We start from the raw sequence: 22,055 nt of genomic DNA, 5'->3' as shown, positions 1-22,055 counted from the left end.
AATGAACCGCATGCATACAGCGATGTGCAGAACATCGCGGGCGGTTATTGTTGCGTGCCCGAGGTCGCCGTGTAGGTCCGCACGCGTGCCGTGCGGGTGTGGTTTTTGCTCGACCCGAGAGGTGAACTGGCGCGATGGAAACAGTGAGACGTTCCAGCCGTGAAGGTCGCCGCCGCCGGTCGGGTTCGCCGCTGCTGGCCCAGCTGCTCACCGCGGCTGTGGAGTCCGCCGCCGACGCGGTCGCGGTCCTCAGCGACCCGACCGGCGATCCCGCCGACCGGCGTCAGCTGACCTACCGGCAACTCGACGAAGCGTCCTCCCGGATCGCCAGGGAACTGATCAGCCGCGATCTCGGCCCGGGCGACACCATCGCCATGGGCATCACCCGCTCGATCGAATCGGTGATCTCGCTGTGGGCGATCGCCAAGACCGGCGCCACCTACGTGCCGGTGGACCCGAACTACCCGGCCGAGCGGATCGCGCACATCCTGGCCGATTCCGGCGCCGAGTTCGGGCTCACCACCTCCGCGCACCGTCCCGTGCTGGGGACCGGCACCTACTGGATCGAACTGGACGATCCGGTGCGCGCCGAGCGCATCGCCGCCCATCCGGCGCACCCGATCTCCTACGCCGACCGGGTGCGCACTCTCACCCCGGCACATCCGGCCTACATGATCTACACCTCCGGCTCGACCGGCATGCCCAAGGGCGTGCTGGTCTCGCACACCGGCATCGCGACCGTCGCCTCGGCGGCGGCGAATCTGGGCGTCGGCGTCGGCGACCTGGTCACCCACCTGAGTTCGCCCAGCTTCGACTTCTCACTGATGGAAGCGATGTTCGCCTTCCCCCAGGGCGCGACGCTGGTCATCGCCCCGCCCGAGGTCTACGGCGGGGCCGAACTGGCCGCGCTGATCGAGCGGACCGGCGTCACGCATCTGATGATGACGCCCGCCGCGCTGGAATCGGTCGATCCGTTCGGCCTGACCTCGGTGCGCACCCTGGTCGTCGGCGGCGAGAAGCTCAACCCGGAACTGGTCGGCCGGTGGGCGCACCCCGGCCGGACCATGCACAACGTCTACGGGCCGACCGAGGCGACGATGATCGTGTCGGTATCCGAGCCGCTGCACGTCGACGAGGAGATCACCATCGGCACGGCGCTGCCGGGAGTCAGCGCCTACGTGCTGGACACCCTGTTACGCCCGGTGCCCGCGGGTGTGGTGGGCGAGCTGTACCTGGCCGGTCCCTCGCTGGCGCACGGGTACCACGGCCGCTCCGCGCTGACCGCCGCCAGTTTCGTGGCCGACCCGTTCGACGGCGAGGGCAGCAGGCTCTACCGCACCGGCGACCTGGTGCGCCGCCGCGAATCCGACGGCGCGTTCGAGTACGTGGGGCGCTCGGACTTCCAGGTGAAGATCCGCGGCCTGCGCATCGAACTCGGTGAGATCGACAGCGCGCTGACCTCGCATCCCGACATCGACTTCGCCGCGACCCTGGGCGCCACGCTGCCCTCGGGCAGCACCGCGCTGGTGTCCTATGTCCTCGCGCGGGCGGGAACGGCGCCCGATGTCGCCCAGGTGAGCGACCACATCCGCAAGGTCCTGCCGACCTACATGGTGCCCTCGTCGATCATGGTGCTCGACGAACTACCGCTCAACGCGGTCGGCAAGCTCGACCGCGCGGCGCTGCCGGAGCCGGTCTTCGCGACCAGGACCTACCGCGAACCGTCGACCCCGATGGAACGGATCGTGGCCGAGGTCTTCGCCTCGGTGCTGGCGCCAGAGGGGGACGCGCAGATCCAGGTCGGCGCCGACGACGATTTCTTCGAACTGGGCGGCAACTCGCTGCTGGCGACCCAGGCGGTCGCCAGGATCGGCAGCGCCGCGGGCGTCCCGGTCCCGGTCAGGCTGATGTTCGAGGCCGCCACCGTGTCCGGTCTCGCCGCGCTGGTGGAGGGTCTGGACACGCCCGCGCGTCCGCCGTTGCTCGCGGTCGAGCGCCCGGATCGGGTCCCGCTGTCCTACGCCCAGCAGCGCATGTGGTTCCTCAACCGCTTCGACGCGGCCAGCGGGGTGAACAACATCCCGGTGGCGGTGCGGTTGTCGGGGTCGCTGGATGTGGCGGCGCTGGGCGCGGCCGTCGCCGATGTCATCGCCCGCCACGAAGTGCTGCGGACGGTGTACCCCGAGGTCGACGGCGAGGGCACCCAGGTGGTGCTGCCGGTCGACGACCCGCGTGCGGTACCCGAACTCCCCGTCCTGGCGGTCGCGCCGGACCGGGTGCCCGAACTGCTGAAGACCGTCATCGGCACGGGCTTCGACGTGGCCGTCGCGCCGCCGATCCGGCTGCGGCTGCTGGAGCTGTCGCCGCGCGAGCACGTGCTGGTGTGCGTGGTGCACCACATCGCCGCCGACGGCTTCTCGATGGGCCCGCTCACCCGCGACCTGATGCTCGCCTACCAGGCGCGCACGGCGGGCCGGACGCCGGACTTCACGCCGCTGGCCGTGCAGTACGCCGACTACACGCTGTGGCAGCGCGAGCTGCTCGGCGGGGCCGACGACCCGCGTTCACTGCTGCACGACCAGCGCGAGTATTGGCGCGACAGGCTGGCCGATCTGCCCGAGCTGTCCACGCTGCCCACCGACCGGCCGCGTCCCCAGGAGGCCTCCTACCGCGCGGGCACCCTGACCTTCGGTATCGACGCGGAATTCCACGCCACGCTCGCCGAACTCGCGCGCCGTCACAACGTCACGCTGTTCATGGTGGCGCACGTGGCGCTGGCGGTGCTGCTGGCGAGGATGTCCGGCGGCGACGACATCGCCATCGGCACCCCGGTCGCCGGTCGCGGCGAACCCGCCCTCGACGACCTGGTGGGCATGTTCGTCAACACGCTGGTGCTGCGGACCGAGGTGCGCCCGGAGGCCACCTTCGACGAGCTGCTCGCGCAGGTACGCGCGGGCGACGCGGACGCCTTCGCGCACGCCGACCTGCCCTTCGAACGTCTGGTCGGCCTGATCGACCCGCCGCGCTCCACCGCGCACCACCCGCTCTTCCAGGTCATGCTGACCTTCCAGAACCTGCGTCTGGGCGCGCTGGACCTGCCCGGCCTCACCGTCGAAGGCGTCACCTCGGCGCGTCCGCTGGCCGAGTTCGATCTGCAGCTGACCCTGGCCGAATCCGCCGACCAGCACGGCACCCCGGCGGGCATCGCCGCCGAGATCGCCTACGCCGCCGACCTGTTCGACGCCGACACCATCCGCGCCTTCGCCGAGCGCTACCGCCGGGTGCTCTCGGCCATGGTCGCGAGCATCCACAATGTCGCCGGCGAGGTGGACCTGCTCTCCGACGCCGAACGGCACGCGGTGCTCACCGAGTGGAACGCCACCGCCTACCCGGTGCCGGATACCACGCTGGTCGAGCTGTTCGAGGCGCGCCTGGCCGCGGACCCGCAGCTGGTCGCGGTGGCCGGTGAGCACGAGACGCTGACCTACGCCGAGTTCGGTACCCGCGTGCACCGTCTGACCAGAGCGTTGCTGCTCTCCGGTGTCGGTCCGGGTTCGCTGGTGGCCCTGGGCATCCGGCGCTCGATCGACCTGGTCGTGGCCATGTACGCGGTGCTCGAGTCGGGGGCGGGCTTCGTGCCGCTCGATCCGGAACAGCCGGCCGAACGCCGGGAAACGGTGCTGGAGACCGCCGATCCGGCCCTGGTGCTGACCACCCGCGCCGACGCGGCCCTGATGGCGGGCCCGTCCACCGCCACGGCGCCGCGCATCGCCATCGACGCGCTCGATCTCGACGGGGTGCCCGACGGTCCGATCACCGCGGCCGAACGGCCGAGGGCTGCCACCGGCGCCGACATCGCCTACGTCATCTTCACCTCGGGCTCGACCGGTCGTCCCAAGGGCGTCGCGGTGAGCCAGGCCGCGATCGTCAACCGCCTGCTGTGGATGCAGGCGCAGTACCCGATCGGCCCGGCCGACGCCGTGCTGCAGAAGACGCCCGCCACCTTCGACGTGTCGGTGTGGGAGTTCCTGTGGCCCTTGCAGACCGGCGCCCGCCTGGTCGTGGCCGCCCCGGACGGCCATCGCGATCCGGTCTACCTGGCCCGTCTCATCGCCGAACACCGGGTCACCACGGTGCATTTCGTGCCCTCGATGCTGGCGGTATTCGTCGCGACCCTCGCCGAGCACGGCGAGGAGCTGCGGGCCGGGGTGGCGAGCCTGCGCCAGGTGTTCGCCTCGGGCGAGGCGCTGCCCGCCGCGACGGCCCAGCGGCTGCGTGAGCTGACCGGCGCCCGCCTGCACAATCTCTACGGCCCCACCGAGGCCGCGGTCGACGTGACCTTCCACGAGGTCGTGGACGCCGATGTGACGTCGGTGCCGATCGGCCGCCCGGTGTGGAACACGTCGGTGTTCGTGCTCGATTCGCGCCTGCGCCCGGTGGCGCCCGGCGTCATGGGCGAGCTGTATCTGGCGGGCGATCAGCTGGCGGTGGGCTATCTGTCCCGGCCGGATCTGACCGCGGACCGCTTCGTGGCCGACCCGTTCGGCCCGGCCGGTTCCCGCATGTACCGCACCGGCGACCTGGTGTCGTGGACCCGCGACGGTGAGCTGAACTATCTGGGCCGCAGTGACTTCCAGGTGAAGCTGCGTGGCCTGCGCATCGAGCTCGGCGAGATCGAGACGGCGCTGCGGGCCCAGCCGGGCGTCCGCGACGCGGTCGTGCTGGTGCGCACCGATCCGCAACTCGGTGATCAGCTGATCGGCTATGTCACCGCGGGTTCGTTCACCGCGGTCGACGTCGACACCGTGCGCGCCGGACTGGCCGCGGCCCTGCCGGACTACATGGTGCCCGCCGCGATCGTCGTTCTCGACGAGTTCCCGCTCAGCGCCGTCGGCAAGCTGAACCGCAAGGCGCTGCCCGAGCCGGTCTTCGAGACCAAGAGCTTCCGCGCACCCGGCACCGCCGTCGAACAGTCCGTGGCGGGCGTCTACGCCGACCTGCTCGGCCGCGACGAGGTCGGCCTGGACGACGACTTCTTCGCCCTCGGTGGCAATTCGCTGCTGGCGACCCGGGTCATCGCCCGGCTCAACGAGGCCCACGACGCCGCCCTCGACGTGCGCGCCCTGTTCCAGGCCCCCACCGTCGCCGCGCTGGCCCAGCGCATCGTGCCCGGTGCGGGCTCCGCTCGGCCAGGTAGGGGCGGCCGCGTCGCGCTGACCGCCGGACCGCGCCCGGCGACGGTGCCGCTGTCGCCTGCCCAGCAGCGCATGTGGGTGCTCAACCGGATGGACCCGTCCTCGGTCGCCTACAACATCCCGTTCGCGCTGCAGATCGCGGGCGCGCTGGACGTGCAGGCATTGCGCGGCGCGGTCGACGACGTGCTCGAGCGCCACGAGGTGCTGCGCACCCGCTACCCGGCGGGCGCCGACGAGCTTCCCTACCAGGAGATCCTGCCGCTGGAGGAGGTGTTGCCCGGCGGCCTGCGGGTCGAACGGCCGCGCGACATCATGGGCCGGGTCATCGAGCTGATGACCTCCGGCTTCGACGTCACCGAGCGGGTGCCGGTCCGCATCGCGCTGCTCAACGGCGGTGTGCCGGACAAGCATCTGCTGGTGCTGGTCACCCACCACATCTGTGCCGACGGCGCCTCGCTGGCCCCGCTGGCCCGTGATCTGGTGACCGCCTACGCGGCCCGCTCGACCGGGCAAGCCCCCGAGTGGGAGCCGCTGCCGGTGCAGTACGCCGACTACGCGCTGTGGCAGCGCGAGGTCATGGGCGCCGAGGACGATCCGGAATCGCTCGCGGCGCGACAGCTGGACTTCTGGCGGGACCGGCTCGACGGCCTGCGCCCCGGGCCGACGCTGCCCCAGGACCGGGTCCGCGTCACCGGCGCCGCCGCCCGCGGCGCGTCGATACGGTTCGAATTGCCCGCCGACGTCCACACCGCGCTGGCCGAGCTGGCCCGCGCACACAACGCCTCGCTGTTCATGGTCGTGCACGCCGCGCTCGCCGCGCTGCTGGCCCGCCTCGGCGGCGAATCCGACGTCGCCATCGGCACTCCCGTCGCCGGCCGCGGCGAACGCGCCCTCGACGACCTCGTCGGCATGTTCGTCAACACGCTCACCCTGCGCACCGACGTCGACGTCGACGCCGGCTTCACCGCGCTGGTCGAGGCCGCGCGCGAGGCCGACCTGGCCGCCTTCGACCACGCCGAACTGCCCTACGAGCGAGTCGTCGACGCGGTCGCCCCGGACCGGGCGGGTACCACCAGCCCGTTGTTCCAGGTGGTGCTCGGCTTCGAGAACCTCACCAAGCCGGTCCTGGAACTGCCCGGCCTCACCGTGACCGCGATGGACTCCGGTCCGCTGGCGGCCAAGTTCGATCTACTGCTGGAAGTCGAGCCGAGGCACGACGCCGACGGCACCCCCGGTCCGATGGGCGCGGCGCTCACCTACGCCACCGACATCTTCGACGCCGCCACCGCGCAGGGCTTCGCGCACCGCTTCGCGCGGCTGGCCGCCGAGGTCGCCGCCGACCCCGCGCAGCCGATCGGCGACATCGACCTGCTCGACGATCTCGATCGTGAACACCTGCGTCCGGCCGAGATCGCGGTGCGCACCGATCTGACCCTGCCGCAGCTGCTGGCCGAGGCCGTCGACACCGCGCCGCGCAACACGGCGGTGGTGTTCACCGACGCCGTCGAACAGCTCGGCGCCCTGGACTATCCGGAACTCGACGCGCGCTCCACCCTGCTCGCCCGCGAACTCGTCGACCGCGGCGTCGGCCCGGAAGACCTGGTGGCCGTGGCGGTGCCGCGATCGCTGGAATCGGTGCTGGCCCTCTGGGCGGTCGCCAAGACCGGCGCCGGATTCGTGCCGATCGACCCGGCCTATCCGGCCGAGCGGATCGCGCACATGCTCGCCGACTCCGGCGCGGTGCTCGGCCTCACCGTGTGCGACGAGGTGGCCGCGCTGCCCAAGCGGGTGCGCTGGCTGTTGCTCGACGACATCGCCTTCGTCGCGCGCCTGGCCCGGTTCGACACCAGGGCGCTCACCGACGCCGATCGGCGCGGTCCGCTGCGTCCGCAGCATCCGGCGTATGTCATCTACACCTCCGGCTCCACCGGAACTCCCAAGGGCGTCACCGTCACCCACGCCGGACTGGCGGCGCTGGCCGGGGAACTGCGCGAACGCTTCGCGCTGACCCCGCACGCGCGCACCCTGCACTTCGCCTCGCCGTCCTTCGACGCCTCGGTGCTGGAACTGCTGCTCGCCGTCGGCGCGGGCGCGACCATGGTCGTGGTCGCCCCCAGCGTGTTCGGCGGCGGCGATCTGGCCGAGGTGCTGCGCAGGGAACGGGTGACCCATGCCTTCATCACCCCCGCCGCACTGGCCGGTCTCGACCCCGAGGGCCTGGACGATCTGCGGGTGCTGATCACCGGCGGCGAGGCCTGCCCGCCGGAACTGCTGCGGCGCTGGGCCGGTCCGATCGAGGCGGGCACGCTCGCGTTCCACAACGCCTACGGTCCCACCGAGGCCACCGTGGTCGCCTCGGTGACCGGCCCGATGCGGCCCGACGTCCCGATCACCATCGGCGCGCCCCTCCGCGGCACGGCCGCCTACGTGCTGGACCGGCGGCTGCGCCCGGTGCCGGCCGGGGTCAGCGGCGAGCTCTACATCTCCGGTCCCGCCCTGGCCCGCGGCTACCGCGACCGCTCGGTGCTCACCGCGACCCGCTTCGTCGCCGATCCGTTCGCTGCCGACGGCACGCGCATGTACCGCACCGGCGACCTGGTGCGCCGCACCGCCGCCGGTGAACTGGAGTACCTGGGCCGCAACGACTTCCAGGTCAAGATCCGCGGCTTCCGGATCGAACTGGGCGAGATCGACGCGGCGCTGACCGCGCAGCCCGAGGTGGACTTCGCGGTCACCGTCGGCCACGAACTCGACAACGGCAGCACGATCCTCGCCTCCTATGTGCACCCCGTCGCGGGCGCTCGCATCGATGCCGACGAACTGCTGGCCGCCGCGGGCCGGGCGCTGCCCCGGCACATGGTGCCCGCCTCGATCACCGTGCTCGACGCCATCCCGCTCACCCCCGCGGGCAAGCTGGACCGCGCCGCGCTGCCCGCTCCGGTGTTGCGGGTCAGCACCTTCCGCGCCCCGCGCGGCCGGTTGGAGCAGTTGGTCGCCTCGCTGTACGCCGAGGCGCTCGGCTCCGCCGAACCGGTCGGCGCCGACGACGACTTCTTCGCCCGCGGCGGCAATTCGCTGATCGCCACCCAGGTGGTGGCCCGGCTCGCCGCCGCCCTCGGCACCCGGCTCGAGGTGCGCGAACTCTTCGACGCGCCGACCGTCGCGGGCCTGGCCGCCCGCCTCGGCGACCGGCTCGATGCCACCGCGTCCGGCACCGCCGCGGCGGCTCGTCCCGCGCTGACCGCGGGGGAGCGCCCGGACCGGATTCCGCTGTCCCCGGCGCAGCGGCGCTACTGGTTCCTCAACCAGTTCGACACCGCCGCCTCCGCCGTGGACAACATCCCGATGGCCGTGCGCCTGTCCGGCGAACTCGATGTCGCCGCACTCGGCCGCGCCGTCACCGATGTGCTCGCCCGCCACGAGGTGCTGCGCACCGTCTACCCGGGCGGCGACGAGCGTCCCTACCAGCTGATCCATCCCGTCCCCAGCGAGCCGGTCACGCTCGTCCCGGTCGACGTGCCCGAGGACCGGCTGCCGGCCACCCTCACCGAGCTGGCCCGGCGCACCTTCGACGTGACCCGCGAGATCCCGTTCCACGTAGCGCTGCTGCGCGTGGCGCCCACCGAGCACGTGCTCGCCTTCGTGGTGCACCACGTCTCCGCCGACGGCGCCTCGATGGCCCCGCTGGCCCGCGACATCATGGTGGCCTACACCGCGCGTCTGCACGGGAGCGCGCCGCGCTGGACCCCGCTGCCGGTGCAGTACGCCGATTACGCGCTGTGGCACCGCGCCGTGCTCGGTGACGAGGACGACCCGGATTCGGTGGCCGCCGCGCAGATCGCCTACTGGCGCGAGCGGCTGGCCGGCCTGCCCGATCAGCTCGACCTGCCCGCCGACCGGCCGCGCCCGCCCGCGCAGTCCTTCCAGGGCGCCACCGTGCGGCTGGTGGTCTCCGCCGACCGGCACGCCGCCCTGCAGGAGCTCGCTCGCGCCAACCGCGCCTCGCTGTTCATGGTCGTGCACGCCGCGTTCGCGGTGCTGCTGGCCGGGCTCTCCGGCTCCGGCGACATCGCCGTGGGCACCCCGCTGGCCGGTCGCGGCGAACGCGAACTCGACGACCTGATCGGCATGTTCGTCAACACCGTCGTCTTCCGTACCCGGGTGCGTCCCGGTGAGAGCTTCACCGAACTGCTGGCGAGCGTGCGCGAGGGCGATCTGACCGCCTTCGACAATGCCGACGTGCCGTTCGAGCGCTTGGTCGAGGTGCTCAACCCGGCGCGCTCCACCGCCCGCAATCCGCTGTTCCAGGTAGGGCTTTCGTTCCAGAACCTGCGCGAGACCACCTTCGAGCTGCCCGGCCTGCGGGTGGCGCCGCTGGAGTTCGAGACGCATCTGGCCAAGACCGACCTGCAGCTCACCGTCACCGACCGCTACGAGGCCGACGGCACGCCCGCCGAGATCCTGGCCGACTTCAGCTACGCCACCGACCTGTTCGACGAATCCACCGTGCAGGCCGTCGCCGAGCGGTTCCAGCGGGTGCTCGACACCGTGCTGGCCGATCCGATGGTGCCCGTGGCGGGCATCGATCTGCTCTCGGCCGCCGAGCGCGAGCGAATCCTGCGCACCACCAACGAGACCGAGCACTGGATCGACCCTCGCGCGAACCTCTCTTCGCTGCTCGACGACACCGTCATGCGCAGCCCCGAGGCGCTGGCGCTGGTCGCGGGCGAGGGCCAGCGCGCGGTGTGGATCACCTACGGCGAGCTCGACCAGCGGGTCAACCGCTTGGCCCGCCACCTCATCCGGCGCGGGGTGCGCCCGGAGGACCGGGTGGTGCTGGCCATGCGCCGCAGCGTCGACCTGGTGGTGGCCATGTTCGCGGTCGCCAAGTCCGGCGCCGCCTATGTGCCGATCGATCCCGATCAGCCCGTCGAGCGCGTCGAGCAGATCCTCACCACCGCCGCGCCGATCTGCGTGCTGACCACCACCCGCGACGCCTTCGACACCACCGCCGCGCTCACCGTCGTGGTCGACGCGCTCGACCTGTCGATGCTCTCGCCCGCGTCCATCGCGCCCTCGGAGCGCAACGGCAAGCTGCACGCCGACCATCCGGCGTACGTGATCTTCACCTCCGGTTCGACGGGCACACCCAAGGGCGTGACCGTCTCGCACGGCGCGATCGTCAACCAGTTGCTCTGGAAGACCGCCGCATTCGGGCTCGACCGCGACACCATCGTGCTGCTGAAGACCGCGGCCACCTTCGACCTGTCGGTGTGGGAGTTCTGGTCGGCGGCGGTGTGCGGCGGCAGGCTGGTGATCGCCGACGCCGAAGGTCAACGCGATCCGTCCTACCTCAACACCCTCATCCGCGAGACCGGTGTCAACACCCTGCACACCGTGCCGTCGATGCTCGACGCACTGGTCACCGACGGCGGCGGCAGCCTGCCCGACTCGGTGCGCCTGGTGCTGGCCATCGGCGAGGAACTGCCCGCCACGCTGGCCGCGCGGGTGCGCGCGAGCGGGGTGACGCTGCACAACCTCTACGGCCCCACCGAGGCCGCGGTGTCGATCACCGATCACGCGGTGACCGAGGCGGATTCGGCGTCCGTGCCGATCGGGTCGCCGGAGTGGAACAGTCGTGTCTACGTGCTCGACGGCACGCTGCGCCCGGTTCCCGACGGCGTCCCGGGTGAGCTGTACCTGGCGGGCGCGCAGCTGGCCCGCGGCTACCACCGCAGGCCCGCGCTGACCGCCGAGCGCTTCCTCGCCGACCCGTTCGCCACCGAAGCCGGTGGCGCGGCCGGCGAGCGGATGTATCGCACCGGCGACCTGGTCGTGCGGACCGCGAGCGGGAACCTGGAATACCTGGGCCGCACCGACTTCCAGGTCAAGGTCCGCGGTTTCCGCATCGAGCTCGGCGAGATCGATGCCGCGTTGCTGGCCCAGCCCGGCGTCGCCCAAGCGGTCACCGTGGGCCGCGACCAGCCCGGCCGCGCGGTCTCGCTGGTGTCCTATGTGGTCCCCGCGGAAGTGCTCGCCGAGCGCGCGCCGCTGGACGAGGCGACCCTGCTGGCCGGGCTGCGCGCCCGGCTGCCCGAATACATGGTGCCCGTCGCCGTGGTCGTGCTGCCGCGAATGCCGCTGACCTCGGTCGGCAAGGTGGATCGGTCCGCGCTGCCCGCGCCACGACCGGTCGCCACCGCGCACCGTGCCCCCGTCACGGCCGCCGAGCAGGCGCTCGCCGAGGTCGTGGCCGAGGTGATCGGACGCGAGCAGGTCGGCGCCGACGACGACTTCTTCGCCATCGGCGGCGACAGCATCGCCGCGATCCAGGTGGTCGCGCGTGCCAGGGCCAAGGGCGTGCGGTTCACTCCGCGCCAGGTCTTCGAACTGCGCACCGTCGCCGCCCTGGCCGCGGCGGGCACCGCCCCGCCGGCCGGACCCGCGCCGCGGGCGGGCGAACTGCCGCTGACCCCGAAGGCGACGCGCATCCTGGCCACCCGCCCGGACGGTATCGAGCCACGCGCCGTCGTCGTCGATCTGCCCGTCGACGCCACCCCGGTCAAGGTGCGCCAAGCCGTCGAGCTCGTGCTCGCCCGCAACCCGATGCTGTGGGCGCGGCTGCGCCCGGCCGCCGACGGCCGCCCCGCCGGATTCGTCCTGCCCCCGACCCCGGCGCCGGAGGACCGGCCGTACTTCCGGCTGGCCGACAGCGTTCCGCTCGACGACGTGGTCGCCGCCGCCGCGGCCGCGCTCGATCCGGTCGAGGGCCGCAATATCCGGTTCGTGCACGTCGGCGCGGACGGCTCCGCCCAGCTCGTGGTGGTCGCCAACGGTCTGGTGGTCGACGACCGCGCCTGGCGGGTGCTCACCGACCAGCTCATCGCGGCCTGGTCGCGCCCGCATTCCGCCGAACTCGTGCGCCCGGTGCCCGCCACCGGTCACGGCCTGGCGATCCTGTTGCGCGACTTGGCCGCCCGCGCCGCCGATCCGGCCGTGCACGCCGAACTCGACCGGTGGCGCGCGATCGCGCCCGCGAGCAGGCAGGCGCCGCGCGAGCTCGATCTGTCGGCCCGCTCCCGGGTGTCGCTGACCATCACCGCCGAAGGCGCGGCCGCCGTCGCGACGACCGCGGCGGCCTATCACACCGGCGTCGGCGACGTGCTGCTCGCCGCGCTGGCCCTGGCCATGCGCACCGCCGCGGACCATCCCGTCGTGCGCGCCACCGGCCCGGTGGTCCGCCTGCACGCCGACGCCCGCGGCGCTTTCGATACCGACGCGCGCGCGGAAGCCGACGCCGACATGGTGGGCGCGTTCACCACCGGCTACCCGCTGGTGCTCGACCTCGGTGACATCGACACCGCCGACGCTCTGGTGGGTGGCGGGGCCGCGGGCCGGGTACTGGCCCAGGTCAAGGAGGCGCGCCGCGCGGTGCCCGCGGGCGGCGTCGGCTACGGCCTGCTGCGCTACCTCGACCCCGGCATCGAACTGCCCGGCCCCGGCCTGCTCCGGTTGCGCTACCGCGATCTGCGACCGGTCCGCGTGCACACCGACGCCCCCGCCGACGACCTGCTGCTGGATGTGCTCATCGAGGCCACCGGCAACGGTCTGCTGGCCCGCTTCGACTTCGCCTCGGCGGCCTTCACCGCCGAGCAGGTCCGCGGTTTCGCCGAACACTGGGTGCGCGCCCTCGGCGGTCTCGCCGAACACGGCTCCCGTCCCGGCGCGGGCGGGCACACCCCCTCGGACTTCCGCCTGGTGAAGCTGACCCAGACCGATCTGGACCGGTTCACCGAGACCTACTCCGCGCCCGCCGATATCTGGCCGATGACGGCGCTGCAGTCCGGCATGCTGTTCCACGCGCTGCTGGCGGACGCCTCCATCGACCCGTACATGATCCAGTTCGTGCTCGATCTCGACGGCTCCGTGGACGCGAGCCGGCTGCGCGCGGCCGCTCAGGCACTGCTGGACCGGCACGCCAACCTGCGGGTGGCCTTCGCCGACACCGCCGACGGCACCACCGTGCAGGTGGTTCCGGCGCGGGTGGAAGCCCCGTGGCGGCAGATCGCGCTCGACCACCTCGACCCCGCGGTCATCGCCGCCGAGGCCGAGCGGATCGAGAACGCCGAACTGGGACAGCATTTCGATCCGAGCACCGCGCCGCTGCTGCGCTTCACCCTGCTGCGCACCGCGCCGGATCGCTACCACCTGGTGGTCACCAGCCACCACATCCTGCTCGACGGCTGGTCGGTGCCGCTGCTCATGCGGGAACTGCTGACCTGCTACGCGTTCGGGCCGCACTCCAGGGAACTTCCGCCGGTGCACCCCTACCGCGACTACCTGCTCTGGCTGGCAGGTCAGGACCGGGAGGCGGCGCTGGCGGCCTGGCGGAGCGCGCTCGACGGGGTCACCGAGCCGACCCTGCTCGCCCGCAGGCCGGGCCACGAGATCTCCGCGGGCATCGGTGAGGCGGGCTTCGCCATGTCCACCGCCCAGACCGAGGCACTGACCCGGCTGGCCGCGCGCGTCGGCGTCACCGTCAACACCGTGGTGCAGACCGCGTGGGCGTTGCTGATCGGGCGCAGCACCGACCGCGACGACGTCGTCTTCGGCGCCACCGTCTCCGGCAGGCCCGCCGATCTCGACGGTGTGGAGACGATGGTCGGGCTGTTCCTCAACGCCGCACCGGTGCGGGTGCGCCTCGACCCGACCCGGAGCCTGGACGAGCTGCTGCGGACCGTGCAGGACGAGCAGGCCGCGCTGCTGGATCACCATCACCTCGGCCTCAGCGAGATCCAGGAGTCGCTCGGCCTGGAATCGCTGTTCGACTCGCTGGTCGTGTTCGAGTCCTACCCGGTCGACGCCGAAGGCCTGCGCCGGATCAGCGAGATCGACGGCATGCGGGTCAGCGGCGTGCACGTCACCGACGGCACCCACTACCCGGTGACGGTGATCGTGGCGCTCGGCGACCAGCTGCGGGTGCAGGTGAAGTACCTGCGCGATCTGTTCGAACCCGAGGCCGCCCAGACCTTGGCGTCCCGGCTGGCCGCCCTGATCGGCAAGTTCGTCGCGGTGCCGCACGCCCGCGTCGGCGAGGTCGACGCGTTGCTCGCCGACGAGCGGGCGGCGCTGTTCGCCCGCAACTCGACGGTGGTGCCCGAACTGCTCGACGACGCGACCCTGCTGCGCCTGTTCGACGAGCAGGTCGCCCGCACTCCGCGCGCGACCGCGCTCATCGCCGCGGGCGACAGCGGCCCCGCCGCCGTGCTGGACTACGCCGATCTCGACCGGCGCTCCCGCGTGCTGGCCACCGAACTGGCCGAACTCGGCGTCGAGCCGCGACAGCTGGTCGCGGTCGCCATGCGTCGCAGCGTCGACCTGGTGGTCGCGATCTACGCGGTGCTGCGCGCGGGCGCGGCGTACGTGCCGGTGGACCCCGACCATCCCGACGAGCGCAACGAGCAGGTGCTGGCCGGCGCCGCGCCGGTCTGCGTGCTCACCAGGTCCGGCGACGAATTCGGCACCGGCACGGGCATTCCCGTGGTGGAGGTCGACACCCTCGACCTCTCCGGCGTGCCCGCGCATCCGGGCGTCCGGGTCGCCGCCGACGATCTGGCCTACGTCGTCTACACCTCCGGCTCCACCGGCAGGCCCAAGGGCGTGGCGATCACCCACCGCCAGATGGCCAACCAGTTCCGCTGGGCACAACTCACCCACCCGCACGACCGCACCGACGTGGTCCTGCACAAGACGCCGATCACCTTCGACATCTCCGCCTGGGAGCTGTTCTGGCCGTTGCAGGCGGGCGCGGCCGTGGTGATCGCCGAACCCGACGGTCACCGCGACCCGGCCTACCTGGCCGCGGTGGTCGCCGAACACCGCGTCACCACCGTGCATTTCGTGCCGTCCATGCTCGATGCCTTCCTCGCCGACATCCGGCCGGGCAGGCGCACCTCGCTGCGGCGGGTGTTCGCGGCGGGCGAGGTGCTGTCCACCGAGACCGCCGCGATGTTCGCCGAGCGACTGCCCGGCGTCGACCTGCTCAACTGGTACGGCCCCGCCGAGGCGACCGTGGTCACCGAGCACCGGGCCGACCCGGCCGGGTCGGAGGGCGGGGCGAGCGTGCCCATCGGCTCGCCGGTCGCCAACACCCGCGTGCACGTGCTCGACCGTCAGCTGAGGCCGGTGCCCGACGGCACCGCGGGCGAGTTGTACGTCGCCGGTGTGCAATTGGCGCGCGGCTACCACGGCGCGCCCGGTCTGACCGCCGAACGCTTCGTCGCCCGCAACGGCGGTGAGCGGATGTACCGCACCGGCGACGTGGTGCGCTGGCGCCGCGGCCCCGGTGGCCGGGCGGTGCTGGAATACCTGGGCCGCACCGACTTCCAGGTCAAGCTGCGCGGCCAGCGCATCGAACTCGGCGAGATCGAGGCGGTGCTGCTCGCCCATCAGGCGGTGCGGCACGCCGCCGTTTCGGTGGTGCAGGCTCCCGCCGGCGAACGCCTGGTCGCCTATGTGGTGCCCGACGAGGGAGCGGTTGTCGTGCCCGGCGCCTTGCTCTCGCACGCGCGCGCCGCGTTGCCGCCGTACATGGTCCCGGCCGCCGTGGTGCCGCTGTCGGCACTGCCGCTCAATGCCAGCGGCAAGCTCGACCGCAACGCGCTGCCGGTGCCCGAACTGCCGGTGCGCCCCTACCGCGCACCCGCCACCGAGACCGAGAAGCTGCTGGCCTCGGTGTTCGCCGAGGTGCTCGAGGTGGATCGGGTCGGCGCGGACGACGACTTCTTCGAACTCGGCGGCAACTCGCTGGCCGCGACCAAGGTGGTCGCCAGGCTGCGCCAGGACGCCGAGGTGGAGACCCGCGTGCAGTGGTTCTTCACCGACTCCACGGTTGCCACCCTGGCCCGGCGCATCGAGCAGGCCCGCGCCTGCGGGGTGGACTACGAGCCGGGCACCGCCGACGCGCTCGGCCCGCTGCTGCCGATCCGCGGCGAGGGCACCCTGCCCCCACTGTTCTGCTTCTACCCGATGGCCGGTCTGTCCTGGGGGTACGCGGGCCTACTCGCCTACCTCGAACCCACCCGTCCGGTCCTGGGCCTGCAGTCGCCCGCGCTGTCGGAACCCGACTACCTGCCCAGGTCGCTCGAGGAGATGGCCGCGCGCTGCCTGGCCGAGATCCGCTCGGTCCAGCCCTTCGGCCCCTACCACCTGGTGGGCTGGTCGCTGGGCGGTCTGCTGGCGCACGCGGTCGCGGTCGCCCTGCAGGAGTCCGGCGAGGAGGTCGCGATGCTGGCCCTGCTGGACAGCCACCACGACATCTCGGCCGCGGACTTCCACGACGCCCTGCGCGGCGCGCTCGCCGAGATCGGCATCCAGGCCGACAACCTGCTCGGCGACGAGCCCGCGCCGTACCTGAGCGAGGACTCGCTGGCCGCCCTGCACGCGGCGATCCCGGCCGACCTGACCGCGCTCACCCCCGAGCGGCTCGGCCGGGTCTACCGCAGCGCCGTCCGCTCGGCGGAACTGATCTCCGACTACCGTCCCGGGGTCTTCAAGGGCCGGGTCGACTACTTCAGTGCCCGCATCCTCGGCGCCAACCTGGTGCGCGGCATCGATCCGGAGACCTCGGCGGCCAAGTGGCGGGCGTTCGTCGCGGGCGAGGTCGTCGATCATCCGGTGCACGCCACCCACGACGAGATGACCTCGCCGCACGCGCTGGCCCAGATCGGGCCGACGCTGGCCGCGCGACTCGCCCCGGGGGCGCGGACACCGGGCAGCGGTCCGATCAGGCATGATGGCACCGCAAGGTAACGGTTCCCCCTGACGTGACGACTACATCGACCAGACGACACAGACCGTGGGGTCGGGCATGGTGCACCTGTCCGGCCGTGCACGATCGGGGATGCTCGTGATCCCACCCGTGATCCCGATACGAAGTGAAGGTGCGAAATTGATTCGTCGGCAGACCCGGCGTCGTGGCTCGCGAGCCGCGGCGCTGATCGCGACCACCGCGCTGTTCGCCGGACTGATCTCCGGCCTCGGTGTCTCCTCCGCGACGGCTGATCCGATCATGGAGTCCGGCGCGCTGCTGGCCGATCCCGTCGCCCCGAACGGCTCGCGCATCTCCCGCGCCGAGGTCAAGGACGACCGCAACCTGCGGCTCTACGTCTACTCGGCCGCGATGGCGGAGGACATCATCATCGATGTCCAGCGTCCGGCCGACGCCACGGTGCCCCGGCCGACGCTGTACCTGCTCAACGGCGCGGGCGGTGGCGAGGACTCGGCGTCCTGGGTGGCCAAGTCCGACGCCCTGGAATTCCTGTCCGACAAGAACGTCAACGTGATCCAGCCCATCGGCGGCAAGTGGAGCTACTACACCGATTGGATCAAGGACGACCCCGAGCTGGGCCGCAACAAGTGGAAGACCTTCTTCACCGAGGAACTGCCCCCGCTGGTCGACGGCGCGCTGGGCACCAACGGCGTGAACGCCATCGCGGGCCTGTCCACCTCCGGTACCACCGTGCTGGCCCTGCCGATCGCCAAGCCCGGCCTGTACAAGGCCGCCGCCGCCTACAGCGGCTGCGCCCAGACCAGTGACCCGGTGGGCGCGCAGTTCATCAAGCTGACCGTCGAGACCTGGGGCGGCGGCGACGTCGAGAACATGTGGGGCCCGGAGGGCTCGGAGGAGTGGGTCGCCAACGACCCCTACGTCAACGCCGAGAAGCTGCGCGGCCTCGACCTCTACATCTCCACCGGTAACGGCCTGCCCGGCCCGTACGACACCCTCGACGGCCCGTACGCCCTGCCCGGCTCCTACGGCCTGGCCAACCAGATCATCATCGGCGGCATCATCGAAGCCGGCACCAACTACTGCACGAACAACCTGAAGAACAGGCTCGACTCGCTCGGCATCCCGGCGACCTACAACTTCCGTCCCAACGGCACCCACTCCTGGGGCTACTGGAACGAGGAGTTCCCCCGCTCCTGGCCGGTGCTGGCCAAGGGCCTCGGTATCTGAGGTCGTCCGGTCTCCGAAGTCGGGTCCCACTCGACAGCGGACAGCCCCGCTCACTCGTGTGAGCGGGGCTGTCCGCTTCCCGGGCCAGACATGTACCAGGTGCGTGACCGCCCATGATCGGCTCCCTGCGCGCAGCGGGTGCAGGGAGCCGCTCGCTCGCATCGAGGTCGCCGCGTGTGGCGCTCTCCGGGCATCCGGCGATCGGGCCGGGCGCTCGTGCCCTGCGGCTGCCTGCTATCGCACGGTGGTGAGTTCGCTCCAGGTCTTCCAGATGCGCGGCGCGTAGTCGGCCAGCGGTGGCACCGTGATGCCTGTACCCGCGAGCGCGGCGGTGGTCTCGGCGCAATCGAACCAGCAGCCGAACTCGCTGTGCTCCAGCGCATCCGCCGGCAGTCCCACGCTCGGCAGCACCCGTTGCATGCCCGGCATTCGCAGCACCTTGCGCAGGGTGTCCTTGCCCATGACCTCGACCAGGTGCGGGGCGCCCGCCTCGTCGGCGAACAGGTTCAGCGCGTCCACCGCGCGGACGCGGGCCGGATCGACAAGGTGGAAGGTGCTGTGGGCGGGTGCGGGGGAGTGGGCGATGTGGTCGAGGGCCTCGGTGACGAAATCGACCGGGACCATGTTGGTCTCGCCCAGTTGCGGCACCAGCACCGGCAGCAGGCGCGGCAGTTGCCCGGCGCGGCGCAGCAGTCCGAAGAACCGCCGGGTGCCCGCGTCGGACTCGTCGACCTCGCCCGTGCGGGAATGCCCGATCACAATGGCCGGGCGGTAGATGCGCCAATCCAGCCCGCTTCCGCGCACGATCCGCTCCGATTCGAAGCGCCCGCGTTGCGTGGGGGTCAGGTGCTGACAGGTGTCGAGCATCCGCTCGGTGAACGGTCCGCGATGATCTCCCGAGACGTCCACGGTCGAAAGGTGGTGCAGTCGATCGGCCTTCAGTGCTCGGGTCAGTTCCACCACGCGCCGGGTCGCGGCCGGATCGAGCGCGGCGAGATGCTCGGGATCGGTGTCCGCGCTGCCTGCGTGGTCGATCGTGGTGGCCAGGTGGAAAACGTGCGTGATGGTCTCGCGGTGCTCGTCCACCCAGGCCGGATCGATCGCGGGGCCCGGCCCGGCGAGGTCTCCGACGACCGGGCGGACGCGTTCGCCGCCGTCCCACTCGGCGGCGCAGCGCGCGAAGCGCTCGGCGGGCGCGGTACCCGGCCGGATCAGGACGTGGATATCACCGTCGCGGCGCAGCAACTCGGGAATCAGGAATCGGCCGATGAACCCGGTGGCGCCGGTGACCAGGTATGTCATAGCCGATCAACATAGCCAGTCGGCGCTGTTCGCATGTGGTCGGTGTCACAATTGTGACATGAGCGGTGGGTGTTCGCGGGCCCGGAGCTACCCATGGCGGCCCGCGAACCACCGATCCGCCGTGGGCGGAAGAATCAACCGTGCGGCCGGGTCCGAGCCCGCCCGCACGGCGGTGTCGCGACGAGCGCGCGGTGAACTAGTCGCCGAAGACCGGCTTGCGCTTGGTCAGCATGGCGGTGGCGCCCTCGACGAAGTCCGGCGACTGCAGCAGCTCGGTCTGGCCCGCCTTCTCGGCGGCCAGCGTCTCGTCCAGGGTGGCCAGGGTGCTCTGGTTCAGCGCGCGCTTGGTGAGCTCGAGCGCGCGGCGCGGGCCCGCGGCGACCTTCGCGGCCACCGCCTCGACAGCGGCGTCCAGCTCGTCGGCGGGGAGCACGGCGGTGAACAGGCCGGCCTTGTGCGCCTCGGCGGCGGGCAGCCGCTCGCCCAGCAGCGCCATCTTCGCGGCCAGCGGGCGACCGGCCGCGGCGGCGACCAGTGCGGCCGCGCCGCCGTCGGGCATCAGGCCGATATTGATGAAGGCCAGCAGCAGGTAGGAGTCGTCGGCGGCGTAGACCAGGTCGGCGGCCAGCGCGATGCCCACGCCGACGCCCGCGGCCGCGCCGGTGACCTTGGCGATCACCGGGACCGGGGCGTCCACGATGGCGCGCACCAGCCGGTTGGCCGCGTCCATGATCTGATCGGGGGTGATGCCGCGCTGGGCCTCGGCAGCCGAGGAGGACAGGTCGGCGCCCGTGCTGAAATCGCCCGCCTCGCCGCTGAGGACGATCGCGCGCACCGAGGTGTCCCGCGCGACCTCGAGGAAGGTATCGCCGAGTGCGACCAAAGTGTCGTAGCTGATGGCATTCTTGCGCTTCGGGTTGGTGATCGTGACGCGCAGGATCTTGCCGTCCTTGACCGCCGAGAAGCGGGCCGGGGCCGGGGCCTCGGTCGCGGAATCGGTGTTGCTCATCGTGGTGCGCTCCTCGTGCGGGATTCGGCGGGCGCCGGGCCTCGAATAGTGGTTAACTTTGCGAATTGTGGTTAACTTAAGGTGACATGTCCGGCGCTGTCAACCACGCGGCGCCGGTCCGGAACGGGAGAGGTGCATGGTCGCGGAACACGGCGAGGTCGAACTCGCGACATCGCGGCCGGGCCCGGGCGGGAGATCGGCGGCCGCGAAATCCGCGGGGACGGAGACGGCGGTGGCGACGGGCAACGGCGCGAATCGGGCGAACGGCGAATCCGGCGTGCGCCGCAGGCCCAAGGATCGTAAAGCCCAGATCGTGCGCGCGGCGGCCAGGGCGTTCAGCGAACGCGGTTACTACCCGGTCGGCGTCGACGAGATCGCCGCCGAGGTCGGCATCTCCGGGCCCGCGTTGTACCGGCACTTCGCCAACAAATACGCGCTGCTGGTCGCCGCCGCGGAAAGCGGCGCTCAGCAGTTGCTGCAGGTCGCGCAGTCCGCCGACGACCCGAACCTCGACCCGGAACCCCGCTTGGACGCGCTGATCAAGGCGCTCAGCGAGTACACCATCGAGATCCGCCGCGAAGCCGGGCTCTACCGCTGGGAACGCCGCTACCTCGAAGCCGAGGACCGCCGTCGCATCCGCCGGGTCTACGACGACCTCAACGACACCGTCGCCGCCCCCATCGCCCGGCTGCGCCCCGGCTTGGATCAGGCCGACCTGCGCGTCCTGGCGGCCTCGATGATGAGCGCCATCGCCAGCATCGCCCACCATCGCACCGCGCTCTCGAGCACCCGTCTGGTCCCGCTGCTGCGCGACATGAGCTGGGCCGTGCTCCGCACGGACCTGCCGCCCGCACCACCCGCTGTCGAGCAGGAACCCGCGCCCCGCGGCCTGCCGATCACCTCCAAACGCGAACAACTGCTCACCGAGGCGATCCGTATCTTCGGCCGCCAGGGCTACCACGAGGCCAGCATCGAGGAGATCGGCGCGGCCGTCGGCATCAACGCCTCCAGCGTCTACCGGTACTTCTCCAGCAAGGCCGACCTGCTCGCCGCCGCCTTCCACCGCACCGGCGACCGCGTCTCGCTGGCCATCACCGAGGCGCTGGCCGAGTCCGCCAGCAGGCCCGACGCCGCGCGCCGGATCGCCGAACGACAGGCGAAGCTGACCTTCGGCATGCCGGAGATCATGCCGGTCTACTACGCCGAGTTCTCCAACCTGCCGCAAGCCGAGCAGCACAAACTGCGCGCCATCCAGCGCCAGAACATCCTCGAATGGGCCAACCTGATCGACGGCGACCCGATCGAGGCCCGCTTCCGCGTACACGCCGCGATCGGTCAGGTCATCGACGTCGGCAGGCTGCTGCGCTTCGACGCCCGTCCCGCCCAGCTCGCCCGCGTCACAGCCCTGATGGAAGCGGTCCTGCTCGGCGCGAACACGCGAGAGCCCAGCTAGCGACTACCGCCTTCGGCCCCGACCGTCACAGGCGGTGTCGATGGTGCCTGTGCCGGGGGCCTGCGGCGGTGACGCTGC

General features: G+C 71.9%; 5 protein-coding genes. 3 read left to right on the top strand and 2 right to left on the bottom strand.

What is annotated here, in order from left to right; genetic code table 11:
• Nucleotides 1-134: 134 nt before the first annotated feature.
• Together NS3_RS17845 and NS3_RS17840 are read left to right on the top strand one after the other, a co-directional pair.
• Nucleotides 135-17,006, top strand: coding sequence for a non-ribosomal peptide synthetase (locus NS3_RS17845; protein WP_067861092.1), 16,872 nt, complete (start codon nt 135-137; stop codon nt 17,004-17,006).
• Nucleotides 17,007-17,190: 184 nt separating this feature from the next.
• A complete protein-coding gene (locus tag NS3_RS17840; RefSeq protein ID WP_067861132.1) occupies nt 17,191-18,213 on the top strand; it encodes an alpha/beta hydrolase in 1,023 nt (340 codons plus the stop codon).
• Between the two features lie 234 nt (nt 18,214-18,447).
• Here NS3_RS17840 and NS3_RS17835 read toward each other — a convergent pair whose 3' ends face one another.
• Together NS3_RS17835 and NS3_RS17830 are read right to left on the bottom strand one after the other, a co-directional pair.
• Entirely contained in the window at nt 18,448-19,515 is a 1,068-nt protein-coding gene (locus NS3_RS17835) for an SDR family oxidoreductase (RefSeq protein WP_067861090.1), read from the bottom strand.
• A gap of 196 nt (nt 19,516-19,711) precedes the next feature.
• Nucleotides 19,712-20,524: an enoyl-CoA hydratase-related protein gene (locus tag NS3_RS17830; RefSeq protein ID WP_067861088.1), complete on the bottom strand. Its 813-nt coding sequence runs from the start codon at nt 20,522-20,524 to the stop codon at nt 19,712-19,714.
• A 136-nt stretch (nt 20,525-20,660) separates the two neighbouring features.
• Here NS3_RS17830 and NS3_RS17825 point away from each other — a divergent pair, with 136 nt between their 5' ends.
• Nucleotides 20,661-21,977 carry a TetR/AcrR family transcriptional regulator gene (locus NS3_RS17825; RefSeq protein WP_084495706.1) on the top strand — a complete coding sequence of 439 codons (1,317 nt, stop codon included), beginning with the start codon at nt 20,661-20,663 and terminating at the stop codon, nt 21,975-21,977.
• The last annotated feature ends 78 nt before the right edge of the window (nt 21,978-22,055 follow it).

Origin of the sequence: Nocardia shimofusensis NBRC 100134 (assembly GCF_001613125.1) — a bacterium.
Taxonomy (GTDB): Bacteria; Actinomycetota; Actinomycetes; order Mycobacteriales; family Mycobacteriaceae; genus Nocardia; species Nocardia shimofusensis.
This window is presented reverse-complemented; position numbering and strand designations above follow the sequence as displayed.